The sequence below is a fragment of the Micromonospora sp. NPDC023644 genome (assembly GCF_040640115.1).
Taxonomy (GTDB): domain Bacteria; phylum Actinomycetota; class Actinomycetes; order Mycobacteriales; family Micromonosporaceae; genus Micromonospora.
This window is the reverse complement of record NZ_JBFABA010000089.1, coordinates 1-12,027: the sequence shown is the minus strand read 5'-3', so window position 1 is coordinate 12,027 and position 12,027 is coordinate 1. Positions and strand designations below refer to the sequence as shown.

The 12,027-nt window shown below is 74.4% G+C and carries 8 protein-coding genes and 1 pseudogene; 2 read left to right on the top strand and 7 right to left on the bottom strand.

The features are described 5' to 3' along the window. Positions 1-35: 35 nt before the first annotated feature. The 6 genes from AB0G08_RS29355 to AB0G08_RS29330 form a co-directional block, all read right to left on the bottom strand. Entirely contained in the window at positions 36-1,670 is a 1,635-nt protein-coding gene (locus AB0G08_RS29355; protein WP_358093975.1) for a BCCT family transporter, read from the bottom strand. A gap of 130 nt (positions 1,671-1,800) precedes the next feature. After that, positions 1,801-2,082, bottom strand: coding sequence for a hypothetical protein (locus AB0G08_RS29350; protein ID WP_358093972.1), 282 nt, complete (start codon positions 2,080-2,082; stop codon positions 1,801-1,803). A 65-nt stretch (positions 2,083-2,147) separates the two neighbouring features. Next, complete coding sequence (locus AB0G08_RS29345; protein ID WP_358093969.1) at positions 2,148-2,903, bottom strand: MerR family transcriptional regulator; 756 nt, start codon at positions 2,901-2,903, stop codon at positions 2,148-2,150. A 170-nt stretch (positions 2,904-3,073) separates the two neighbouring features. After that, positions 3,074-3,910, bottom strand: a complete 837-nt coding sequence (locus AB0G08_RS29340; protein ID WP_358093966.1) for a siderophore-interacting protein — start codon at positions 3,908-3,910, stop codon at positions 3,074-3,076. Positions 3,911-3,920: 10 nt separating this feature from the next. Beyond that, positions 3,921-5,231: a deoxyguanosinetriphosphate triphosphohydrolase gene (locus AB0G08_RS29335; protein WP_358093963.1), complete on the bottom strand. Its 1,311-nt coding sequence runs from the start codon at positions 5,229-5,231 to the stop codon at positions 3,921-3,923. After that, positions 5,221-5,574: a VOC family protein gene (locus AB0G08_RS29330; protein WP_358093960.1), complete on the bottom strand. Its 354-nt coding sequence runs from the start codon at positions 5,572-5,574 to the stop codon at positions 5,221-5,223. The genes AB0G08_RS29335 and AB0G08_RS29330 overlap by 11 nt, the downstream gene beginning before the upstream one ends. Before the next feature lie 193 nt (positions 5,575-5,767). On the opposite strand from AB0G08_RS29330, the gene AB0G08_RS29325 reads away from it, so the two are divergent. Beyond that, positions 5,768-6,253, top strand: a complete 486-nt coding sequence (locus AB0G08_RS29325; protein ID WP_358093957.1) for a roadblock/LC7 domain-containing protein — start codon at positions 5,768-5,770, stop codon at positions 6,251-6,253. A 142-nt stretch (positions 6,254-6,395) separates the two neighbouring features. Here AB0G08_RS29325 and ppdK read toward each other — a convergent pair whose 3' ends face one another. Further along, positions 6,396-9,131, bottom strand: a complete 2,736-nt coding sequence (ppdK, locus tag AB0G08_RS29320; protein ID WP_358093954.1) for a pyruvate, phosphate dikinase — start codon at positions 9,129-9,131, stop codon at positions 6,396-6,398. A gap of 368 nt (positions 9,132-9,499) precedes the next feature. Between ppdK and AB0G08_RS29315 the strand changes: the two are divergent. Then, positions 9,500-11,167: pseudogene (locus AB0G08_RS29315) on the top strand (beta-N-acetylhexosaminidase); the annotation flags it as partial. Between the last annotated feature and the right edge of the window lie 860 nt (positions 11,168-12,027).

Genomic DNA, 12,027 nt, shown 5'->3' with positions numbered 1-12,027 from the left:
GGCCGCCCGGCGGCGACCGGGCCGGCCACGCCGGTTCAGCGCGGGCGCCGCAGGTAGCGCCGCACCGGCGGCGGGTCCTCCTCGTCGTACGACCGGGCGGCCCGGACGGCTGCGGCCAGGCCGGAGCGGCGGACCCGCGGCGGCGGGTTGACCGCCGGGTCCCGGGCCATGTCCCGGACCAGCGCGACGGCCAGGCCGAGCATCACCACGACGAACGGCAGGGCGACGAGGATGGTCGCCTGTTGCAGCGCGTCCAGCCCGCCCACCAGCAGCAGCACGGCGGCGACCGCGCCGATCAGCACCCCCCAGACCACCACCAGCGCGCGGTGCGGGCGCAGCGCGCCCCGGGAGGTCAGCGAGCCGAGCACCAGCGCGGCGGAGTCGGCGCCGGTGACGAAGAAGAGCCCGACCAGCACCATCGCCAGGACGGTGGTCAGGCCGGCCAGGGGCAGCGCCTCCAGCAGGCCGAACAGGGCCCGTTCGGTGCCCGCGCCGACGTCGGCGACCAGGTCCCGGGTGCCGGTGGCCTGCACCCGCAGGGCGCTGCCGCCCAGCACCGCGAACCAGACCACGCTGGCCCCGCTGGGCACCAGCAGCACCCCGGCGACGAACTGCCGGACGGTGCGCCCCCGGGAGATCCGCGCGATGAAGATGCCGACGAACGGGGCCCAGGAGATCCACCACGCCCAGTAGAAGATCGTCCAGTTGCCCAGCCAGGCCGGGTCCGAGAAGGCGCCCGTGCGGGTGGACATGGTGACCAGGTTGCTCAGGTAGTCGCCGACCGACGCGGGCAGCACCTCCAGCGTGTAGATGGTCGGGCCGGCCACGAACACGAAGACCATCAGCGCGACGGCGAGCACGACGTTGGTGGTCGACAGCCACTTGATGCCCCGGTGCAGGCCGGAGAAGGCGGAGACGACGAACGCCAGGGTGAGGGCGCCGATCACCACCAGTTCGACGGCGGTGGTGTCCGGCACTCCGGTGACCAGGTCCAGCCCGGCGGCGACCTGGAGTGCGCCGAGGCCGAGGCTGGTCGCCGAGCCGAACACGGTGGCGAAGACGGCCAGCAGGTCGATCGCCCGGCCGACCGGCCCCTCGGTCCGCGCGCCGAGCAGCGGCTGGAAGGCGGCCGAGATCCGGTTCGGCCGCCCCTTGCGGAACGTCGAGTACGCCAGCGCGAGCGCCACCACCGCGTAGATCGCCCACGGGTGCAGCGTCCAGTGGAAGAGCGTGTACTGCATCGCCGCCGCACCGGCGGCCCCGGTGTTCGGCGCGACGCCGCTGGCCGGCGGCGGGGCGCCGTAGTGCTCGATCGGCTCGGCGACGGCGTAGAAGACCAGGCCGATCCCCATGCCGGTGCTGAACATCATGGCCACCCAGGCCAGCGTGCTGAACTCCGGCTCGTCGTCGTCGGCCCCGAGCCGGATCCGGCCGAACTTCGTCGCGGCGATGATCACCGAGAGCACCAGGAAGGCGTCGGCGGCCACCACGAAGAACCAGCCGAAGGTGTCGATCACCCAGGCCAGGCCCGACTCGCCGAAGCCGGCCAGGGAGCGCCGGGCCAGCACGCCCCACGCCACGACGGCCAGTACGCCGCCGACGCTGAGCGCCAGGACCGTCCGGTCAATCCGGCCCACGGCCCGCGCCGGGTCCCGTACCTGCCCGCTCATGCGCCACCCCCTGCCCATCGTGCGGGACAGGGGGTGACGACCGGGCGACATCGGGTGAAACACCCGCCGCAGGCGATCGCTCACACCGTGACGCCGCCGGCCAGGTGCCTCCCGGCGTCTGCGGCGGCGTTCAGGGGCGGGTGAGCCGGTCCGTCGGAACCTCCAGGACGAAGAGGTCGCCGATGTTCCCCTCGTACCCGTAGTCGGCGTTGCGTACCGTCATCCGGTCGGGGGCGACCTCTCCGATGCGTACGGCGATCGGGTCTTCCCGGCCGTCGACGCGCAGGTACCAGCGGTCCGCCAGGTAGCTCAGTCCGCTCTCGTCGAGCAGCCGGGCGGCGTCGTCGCTCGGCTGGACCGGCCCGAGCGGGTGGCCGAAGGGTGTGACCGGGACGCACCGGCCCACTGCCACGGGCACGAGGTACCCGAGAAGTTCGCCGTCGTCCTGCCGGTGGTGGGCCCGCCATTCGTGCGGGATCACGACGCCCCGGCCGCGGCAGGAGCGCCCGGTTCCGCCGACGCCGCGGCGATGAACGCGATCTGCTCGGCGCTCGGCCCGCCGTGCTCCCGCCGGATGGTGTCCGCGTTCTCCGCCTGCATGGCGTACAGCGAGCGGCGCAGCTCGTCGTCGCCGCGATGGAACCGCTCCAGCAGGTCCGCCCACTCGGCGGCGAGGGCCCGGCCGTGCTCGCCGGCGGGGTCCGTACCCGCGTCGACGGCGGCCTGGACCCGGGCGATGAGTTCCGGCCACGCGGCCTCGACGGCCGCCACCTGTCCGGCCTCGCGCTCGCGGCGCTCGGCCAACCCGGCCAGCTGCTCTGCGGTGAAGTACCTCTCGACGATCTCGTCCACGAAGACGACCTCCCGGATCAGGCCAAGGAAGTCGGCGGTCGAACGCGGATGCGCGCCCACCATCGCGCCGAGGCCGGCGCGGAGCCGACGCAGGGCGACGAGCTGCTCGTCGACGAGGCGGAGGTGCTGGCGCAGGACGTCCTCGACCGAGGCCGACCCGCCGAGCAGTTCCCCGACGGTGGCGAGCGGGACCCCGAGGCGGCGCAGGGCGAGCACCTCGTACAGGCGCTCGACGTCGCGGTCCTCGTAGCGGCGGTGTCCCGCCGCGGTACGCCCGGAGGGCGTCACGAGGCCGAGGTGGTCCCAGTGGTGCAGGGTTCGCACCGTCAGGCCGGTCGCCCGGGCGAGTTCCCCGACCTTCCACGTCCGCGGCCGCTCCACGTCCCTCTCCTCCGACTTCCGCCGACGGCGGATGCGCCGGCGTCCACGACGGTAGGACCTGACGCCGCGTCAGGTTCAAGTCGCCGGGCGCCGGGCGTCGCCGGGTACCGCCGGTCGTGGTGCCGGACGACACCGGGCGCCGCCTGGGCCGGGTGTCGTCCGGTGCCCGCTCAGGCCGGTACGGCGGCGGACTCCTCGGCCTCCACCTGCCGGTTCCAGTCGGGCTTGCTGGCGCGCCAGCCCTCGTCGTCCAGGCCCCGGCGCCAGTAGCCGGAGATGGAGAGCAGCTCGCGGGAGACGCCGCGCTCGACGCGGAGCAGGCGGCGCAGCTCCTTGACGAAGGTCGCCTCGCCGTGCACGAAGGCCTGCACGTCACCGGGCGGGAACTCCAGGGCGCGCACGGCCGCGACCAGGGCCTCCCCGACCGGGCGGTCGCCCCGGTGCAGCCAGGTCAGGCGCACCGCGCCCGGGCTGGCCAGTGGCTGCTCGTCGGCCGGGTCGGCGACCTCGACGAAGACGGTGGCCGGGGCGCCGGCGGGCAGCCGCTCCAGGGCGGCGGCGATGGCCGGCAGCGCACTCTCGTCGCCCACCAGCAGGTGCCAGTCGGCGTCCGGGCTGGGGGCGTACGCCCCGCCGGGGCCGACGAAGTGCACCGGGTCGCCGGGGCGCAGCGCGGCCGCCCACGGCCCGCCCACGCCCACGTCGCCGTGGTGCACGATGTCGACGGTCAGCTCACCGGTCGACGCGTCCCAGGCCCGCACCGTGTACGCGCGCAGCCGGGGCCACTGCTCCCGGGGCAGGTCGCGGCGGATCGCGTTGAGGTCCGCCGGGATCGGATACTCCGTCCCCGGCGCCGGAAAGACGATCTTGATGTAGTGGTCGGTGAACTCGCCCACCGGCAGGCCGGTCAACTCCTCGCCCCCGAGCACCAGCCGGACGAGGTGGGGAGTGGGCCGCTCGGTGCGCAGTACCCGGGCGGTCGTGACCTTGATGGGGCGCTCCGTCATGCCGGTTAGGTTAGCCTAAGTTTGCGCGGCTGCCCATCCCACGCTCCTCGGCCGGCGGGTGCCCGCCCCCCGCGCCGCGCACCACCCGCGCGTGCCAGGCGACGGCCGCCGGGTCGGTCAGCGAGGCGACCTGGTCGATCACGACCCGGAGCCGGGCCGCGTCGTCCGGCGCGGCCGACCAGAGCGGGGCGAAGACGGGATCCAGCCCGTCCGGCGCCCGGTCGGCCAGGGCGTGCACCAGCTCGGCCAGGACCTCCCGCTGCCGCCGGTAGCGGTCCCCCGCGCCGGGGCGACGCATCACGTACCGCAGGGCGATGCCCTTGAGCAGCGCGCACCGCGCCCGGATCCGCCGGGGCACCACCAGGTCGGCGGCGTAGCGGCGGTGCGGGCCGGGACCGTACCGCGCCTGCGTGGCCGCCACGACCGTCGAGACGAAGCGGCCGGTCAGCACGCTGGTGGTCGCCTTCAGCGCGGCCTGCGCGGGATGGCTGCCGTCGTACCCGGCCAGCGGGGCGAGCACCGGATCGTCGAGCAGTTCCAGCAGCACCTCGCCGAGGTCGGCCGGGGACTCGCCGGAGTAGGTGGCGGCGACGTCGGCGCAGAGCGCCGCCCGCTCCTGCGGGTCGCGCAGCAGCGGGCGCAGCGACACGTACCCGCCGTGGATGCCGTCCTCGACGTCGTGCACCGAGTAGGCCACGTCGTCGGCCCAGTCCATCACCTGCGCCTCCAGGCAGCGCCGGTCGTCACCCGGCCCGCCGGTGCGCAGCCAGGCGAAGAGCGGGAGGTCGTCGTCGTACACCCCGAACTTGCGCTGCTCCCGGCGGCGGGGCCACGGGTACTTGCTGACCGCGTCGAGCGAGGCGCGGGTCAGGTTGAGGCCGGCGGACGTCCCGTCCGGGGCGACCACCTTGGCCTCCAGCCGGGTCAGCACCCGCAGCGTCTGCGCGTTGCCCTCGAAGCCGCCGCACCCGGCCGCGAGGTCGTCCAGCGCGTCCTCGCCGTTGTGCCCGAACGGCGGGTGGCCGAGGTCGTGGGCGAGCCCGGCGGTGTCGACCACGTCCGGGTCGCAGCCCAGCCGGGCCCCCATCTCCCGGGCGATCTGCGCGACCTCCAGCGAGTGGGTCAGCCGGGTACGCAGGAAGTCGTCGGTGCCGGCCGTGTGCACCTGGGTCTTCGCCGCGAGCCGCCGGAACGCCGCCGAGTGCAGCACCCGGGCGCGGTCCCGCTCGTACGCCGACCGCCCGTGCCCGGTGTCCTTCGGTGCTTCGCCGACCCAGCGGGCGACGTCCGGATCGTCCGCCCCGGGGGGCTCAGCCCTCACGCTGCCGCAGCACGCAGAACTCGTTGCCCTCCGGGTCGGACAGCACGGTCCACCCGCCGTCGCCCTGCCCCACGTCGACGTGCCGGGCCCCCATGTCGACCAGCCGCTCGACCTCGGCCTCCTGGTCGTCGGGGCGCAGGTCGATGTGCAGCCGGTTCTTGGTCGTCTTGTCGTCGGCGACCGGCACGAAGACGATGCCCGGCAGCCGGTCGGCGGAGCGGCGGATCTCCACCTCGTCCGGCTGCTCGGTGACCACCTGGTAGCCCAGCGCCTCGGCCCACCAGCGGGCGAGCCGGGCGGGGTCCCGGGCGTCGACGGTCAGGCTCTCCCAGGCGCTGCTCATGCCGATCAGGTTACGCCCGCGCGCCGCGCACGGCGCGCCGCCGGCGCGCGCCCGACGGCCGCGCAACCTCCGAACAGGCGAGAGTTGTCGCCCGATCGCCGACGGTTACGGGATCGCGGTCCGGCATGGCCGCCGGTAGCGTTCCCAGCGCGGAACGTGACCAGACTGAGGGCCCGACGGTGGGGAGACACCCGTGGACGCGGACACGATGATGGGAACGGAACTGTCGGAGTTGCGCCGGCGCCGCCCCGAGGTGGCGGGCACGGTGCTGGCCGGCACCGACGGCCTGCTGATCTCCAGCGACCTGCCGGCGACGGACGCCACCCACCTGGCGGCGCTCGCGGCGGCCAGCTTCGGCCTCGGCCACCGGGTGGCCGACACGGTGCGCCACGGCGAGTTCCGGGAATCGGTGCTGCGCACCTCGACCGGGGCCGTCGTCACCTATCCCGCCGGGCGCAACGCCCTGTTGACGCTGGTCGCCGACGCCGGCGTCGACCTGGAGGAGCTGCACGCCGACGCGCGGGCGGTGGCCCGGCGCACCGGCTCGGTGCTGGACACCAACCGCCTGATCGGGGCGGCGACGGTGCCCGAGGCGCACGCCCGGCTCACGGCCCGCACCTCGGGCGGCAGGCTGCCCCGGCGCGTCACCCCCCACACCTGGCGCCGCCCGCCGGTCTGAGCAACCCCCGGAGTCGGGTGCGCCGGCCGGCGCGTCCGACTCCCGACCCATGGTGCGGTCGCGCCGGCACGGGCCGCCCGCACGGCAGCGGCGGCGGACCCGCTCCCCCGGGTCCGCCGCCGGCCTGTCCGTACCCGGCGCGTCAGCGGCTGTCGGAGCCGTCCGTCTCCACCGCCGCGCGGCCGGCCTCCAGCCGGGCGACGGGCACCCGGAACGGCGAGCAGGACACGTAGTCCAAGCCGACCTCGTGGAAGAAGTGCACCGACTCCGGGTCACCCCCGTGCTCACCGCAGACGCCGAGCTTCAGCTCCGGCCGGGCCGCCCGGCCCTCCTCCGCGGCGATCCGCACCAGCCGGCCCACGCCGTCGCGGTCGATCGACTCGAACGGCGAGATGCCGAAGATGCCCAGCTCCAGGTACCGCCAGAAGAACGCGCCCTCGACGTCGTCGCGGGAGAAGCCCCAGCCCATCTGGGTCAGGTCGTTGGTGCCGAAGGAGAAGAACTGCGCCGCCTCGGCGATCTGGCCGGCGGTCAGCGCCGCCCGGGGCACCTCGATCATCGTGCCGATCAGCACCTCGACGCCGCTGTCCCCGACCACCTCGGCGATGATCTTCTCGGCCTCGGCGCGGACCGTCTCCAGCTCCTGCACCGCGCCGACCAAGGGGACCATGATCTCCGGCCTGGCCACCGCGCCGCCGCGGGTGACGGTGACCGCCGCCTCGGCGATCGCCCGCACCTGCATGGCGAACAGGCCGGGGATGACCAGGCCGAGGCGGACGCCGCGCAGGCCCAGCATCGGGTTCTCCTCGTGCATCCGCCGCACGGCGGCGAGCAGCGCCTCCTCCTGGGCGACGTCCTCGCCGCGCTCCTGGGCGACCGCCACGTTGACCGCGAGCTGCTCCAGCGGGGGCAGGAACTCGTGCAGCGGCGGGTCGATCAACCGGACGGTGACGGGCATCCCGTCCATCTCCCGGAAGATCTCCTCGAAGTCGGCGCGCTGCAACGGCAGCAGCGCGGCCAGCGCGGCCTCCCGCTCGCCATTGTCGCGGGCCAGGATCAGGCGCTCGACCAGCTCGCGCCGGTCGCCGAGGAACATGTGCTCGGTGCGGCAGAGGCCGATGCCCTCCGCGCCGAAGCGCCGGGCCCGGGCGGCGTCCGCGCCGGTGTCGGCGTTCGTGCGTACGGCCAGCCGCCGCCGGGCGTCGGCGTGCGACATGATCCGGTGTACGGCCCGGACCAGCGCGTTGTCGACGTGCTCGGGGTCGAGGCTGCCCTCGAAGTACTGCACCACCTCCGACGGCATGACCGGCACCTCGCCGAGGTAGACCTTGCCGGTGGTGCCGTCGATGGAGACGACGTCGCCCTCGACGACGGTCTGCCCGCCGACGACGAACCTGCGCTGCGGGACGTCGACCTCGATCTCGTCGGCGCCGGAGACGCAGGTCTTGCCCATCCCCCGCGCCACCACGGCGGCGTGGCTGGTCTTGCCGCCGCGCGAGGTGAGGATGCCCTGGGCGGCGATCATGCCGTTGAGGTCGTCGGGGTTGGTCTCCCGGCGGACGAGGATCACCGACTCCCCCTCGGCGGCCAGTTCGACCGCGCGGGCGGAGGTGAAGACCACCTTGCCCGACGCCGCCCCCGGCGACGCCCCGATCCCCTTCGCCACCGGCTTGAACTCGTGGTCGAGCCGGAACCGCGGGAACATCAGCTGGGCGAGCTGCGCGCCGTTGACCCGGTGCAGCGCCTCGTCGAGGTCGATCAGGCCCTCGTCCACGAGCTGACCGGCGATGACGAACGCCGCAGCGGCGGTGCGCTTGCCGACGCGGGTCTGGAGCATCCAGAGCTTGCCGCGCTCGATGGTGAACTCGATGTCGCAGAGGTCCCTGTAGTGGCCCTCCAACCGGGCCATGATGCCGAGCAGTTCGTCGTAGGACTTCTTGTCCAGCCGCTCCAGCTCCTGCAGGGGCACGGTGTTGCGGATGCCCGCGACCACGTCCTCGCCCTGGGCGTTGGCCAGGTAGTCGCCGTAGATGCCCTGGGCGCCGCTGGCGGGGTCGCGGGTGAACGCGACGCCGGTGCCGGAGTCCGGGCCGAGGTTGCCGAAGACCATCGCCACCACGTTGACGGCGGTGCCCAGGTCGGCCGGGATGCGCTCCTGGCGGCGGTAGAGCACCGCGCGCTCGGCGTTCCACGACTCGAAGACCGCCCGGATGGCCAGGTCGAGCTGCTCGCGCGGCTCCTGCGGGAACTCCCGGCCGGTGTGCTTGAAGAAGATCTTCTTGTACGCGTCGACCAGCCCCCGCAGGTCGTCGGCGTCGAGGTCGAGGTCGTTGCTGGTGCCCTTGGCCCGCTTCGCGTCGTCGAGCGCGTGCTCGAACTCCTCGCCCGGCACCTCGCACACCGTCTTGCCGAACATCTGGATCAGGCGACGGTAGGAGTCCCAGGCGAACCGGTCCGCGCCGCCGGAGGGGGCCTGGTCGCCCGAGCCGCCGGCCTGCCGTGCGAGTCCCTGCACGCTGCGGTCGTTGAGGCCGACGTTCAGGACGGTCTCCATCATGCCGGGCATGGAGAACTTGGCGCCGGAGCGCACGGAGACCAGCAGCGGGTCCTCCGGGTCACCGAGGCACTTGCCCATCGCCCGCTCCAGCGACGCGAGGTGCGCGGCGATCTGCTCGGCCAGGCCGTCGGGCTCCTCACCGGTGGCGAGGTACGCCTTGCAGGCCTCCGTGGTGATCGTGAAGCCCGGCGGGACCGGCAGACCGAGATTGGTCATCTCGGCCAGATTGGCCCCCTTGCCGCCGAGCAGGTCCTTGAGGTCCTTGTTGCCCTCGGCGAAGGCGTAGACGTACTTGTGTTCCACCGTCTCTTGCGTTGCCACCAGAGCCCTCCCACGCGCGCCGGTCCGACACTTAACGAAGGTTCAGTTGCTCATTACCCCGGGATGGACCACCGGCAATCCCGGTGCCAAGCCGGCCGGTGGGCGAAGGCTAAGCGAACATCGTGTGGCCTGGGACCGTTCGGTGACAATAGGCACAGCTATCACGACTATCCGCGTTCGTACCGGTTTTTGGGAACGCTTCCACGCGCACGATCACGCATTTCGCGCTCGGCCTCGTACTCTTGACCGCACGCTTTTCGGTGAACCTCATCTTTGCCATAACCGCCGCAAATACACCCCCTGGAGCCGACGCCGTGCCAGCCGTTCCCACCGCCGCCCCGGAGCCGCTCGACCCGTCCCGCCCCGGGGTGGACGAGCGGACGACCGGGCAGCTCGACCTGCCGGTCCACGAACCGGCCGCCGCCGAGCTGGCCCGGGCCGCGGCCCGGGCCGCCGAGGTCGTGCTCGCCCCGGCGCCCGAACTCGGCGACGACCCGCCCGCCCCGCCGGCCCGGACCCCCGACGACCAGCCCGCTCCGGCCACCCGGCCCAGGCTGGGTGACGTCGTGCCCGCCCCGGAGCGGGTCACGCCGGTCCCGGGCGCCGACTTCGTGCTCACCCCCGACGCGGCGATCCGGGTGGGCGCCGGCGACGCCGCCCGCGCCGTCGCCGGGCAGCTCGCCGCCCTGCTCCGACCGGCCACCGGCTATCCGCTGCCGGTGACCGACGCCACCCGGCGGGAGCCGGCCGGCGGCATCACGCTGGCGCTGGTCGACTCCGACGACCTCGGCGCGGAGGGCTACCGGCTCGACGTGACGCCCGACGGGGTACGGATCGAGGCCGCCACCCCGGCCGGGCTCTTCTTCGGCGCGCAGACGGTACGGCAGCTCCTGCCCGCCGCCATCGAGAGCCCGACGCCGGTCGCCGAGCGCTGGACACTGCCCGGCGGGTCGATCACGGACCGGCCCCGGTTCCCCTACCGGGGGGCGATGCTCGACGTGGCCCGGCACTTCTTCGGCGTACCGGACGTGCTGCGGGTGATCGACCACCTGGCCCGCTACAAGCTCAACCACCTGCACCTGCACCTCACCGACGACCAGGGGTGGCGGATCGCGGTCGACTCCTGGCCCCGGCTGGCCGAGGTCGGCGGGGCGGGCGAGGTGGGCGACGGTCCGGGCGGGCACTACAGCCACGACGACTACCGGCGGATCGTGGCCTACGCCGCCGAGCGGCACGTCACCGTGGTGCCGGAGATCGACCTGCCGGGCCACACCCACGCGGCGCTGATCGCGTACGGCGAACTGGCCCCGGACGGCGTCGCGCCGCCGCCGTACACCGGCACCGAGGTCGGCTTCAGCTACGTCGACCCCGCCAGCGAGCGGACGTACGAGTTCGTCGCCGACGTGCTGGGCGAGATCGCGGCGCTCACCCCCGGGCCGTGGCTGCACATCGGGGGCGACGAGGCGTTCAAGGTGCGCCCCGACGCGTACGCGGCCTTCGTCGAGCGGACCCAGCGCATCGTCGCCGGGACCGGCAAGACGGTGGTGGGCTGGCACCAGATCGCGCCCGCGGTGCATGCCGAGGGGCGGGTGCTCCAGTGGTGGGGCACCGGGGTCGGGGACCCGGTCACGGCGGACGCCGTCCAGCGGGGGGCGCGGCTCATCCTCTCCCCCGGCAACCACGCCTACCTCGACATGAAGTACGCCCCGGACACCCCCATCGGGCACGACTGGGCGGGCCTGATCGACGTGCGGCGGTCGTACGACTGGGATCCCGGCGCCCACGTGACCGGCGTGCCGGCCGACGCGGTGCTCGGGGTGGAGGCGCCGCTGTGGACCGAGTCGGTCACCTGCCTGGCCGAGATCGAGTTCATGCTCTTCCCGCGCCTGCCCGCGATAGCCGAGCTGGGCTGGTCACCCCGCGCGACGCACGACTGGGCCGGGTTCCGCGACCGACTGGCCGGGCACGGCCCGCGCTGGGCCGCGGCCGGCGTCGCCTTCCACCGCTCGCCGGAGATCCCCTGGCCCGCCGCGCCACCGGCACCCGCCGCGCCACCGGCACCGGTCGCGCCATCGGCGCCCGCCGCGCCGGAGGCAGCGATCCCCACCCAGCCCGAGCCACCGGCACCCTCCGGATCGCACGAGGCGGGCCTCACCCGGCCCGGTTCTGAGGAGGTCCCCGCGCCCGCCCCGTCCGCCTGACACTCCCAGGCCTGGCCGTCTGGCACCCGGGCCCTGCCGGCTCGCGAGGCTGGAGTTCCGGCAGGGCTCGCGCCGGCGACCGGAGGGGGTCGCATCCTCCCCGGTCTCGGGACTTTTGGGCGTTTCCAACCCGGCGCGTCGCTCCAGGCGCGCGTCGACGGTTGCCGGTCGCTGTCGACGCCGCGGGCGCACGGCGGCGCGGATGCGCACTCGACGACCGGGTGACCGCCGCCTGCGACGTGACGGGCAGTTTGTCCGTTTGGCGGCGTCCGTTTTGTGCCCGGATGCCGCGATCGTCCCGGCGCGTCCCGTGCCCGGCGCCACCCGGGCGGCGGAATCGCCGGCCGGCCCGGGTCGTTGAACATGGCATACCCACGGCGCTCCCCCGCGCCACGGCGTGGCCCTAACAGCCGGCGGAATGCATTGCCGGACCGGGTCGTTGAGATCCCCCTGGACGCCCGAGCAGGCCCCGCCGCCGGAGCGCCCCCCTCCGATCCACCCCCCCTTTCCGCGGCGCACCCGCCCCCCTGGTGTGTGTCGCGTACCCCCGATCGAAAGGTGCCGACCATCATGCGTACCGACATCTTCCGCAGGACCGCCCTGACCGTGGCCGGGCTCGCCTTCACCGGCGGCGCCATCGCCGGCCCCGTCACCGCCGCCGTCGCCGCCCCCACCGAGGGCAAGCCCGCCACGGT

Excerpts from the sequence above, each read along its gene's own strand:
- AB0G08_RS29355 (WP_358093975.1), bottom strand. The coding sequence starts at position 1,670 with ATGAGCGGGCAGGTACGGGACCCGGCGCGGGCCGTGGGCCGGATTGAC.
- AB0G08_RS29340 (WP_358093966.1), bottom strand. The coding sequence starts at position 3,910 with ATGACGGAGCGCCCCATCAAGGTCACGACCGCCCGGGTACTGCGCACC.
- AB0G08_RS29330 (WP_358093960.1), bottom strand. The coding sequence starts at position 5,574 with ATGAGCAGCGCCTGGGAGAGCCTGACCGTCGACGCCCGGGACCCCGCC.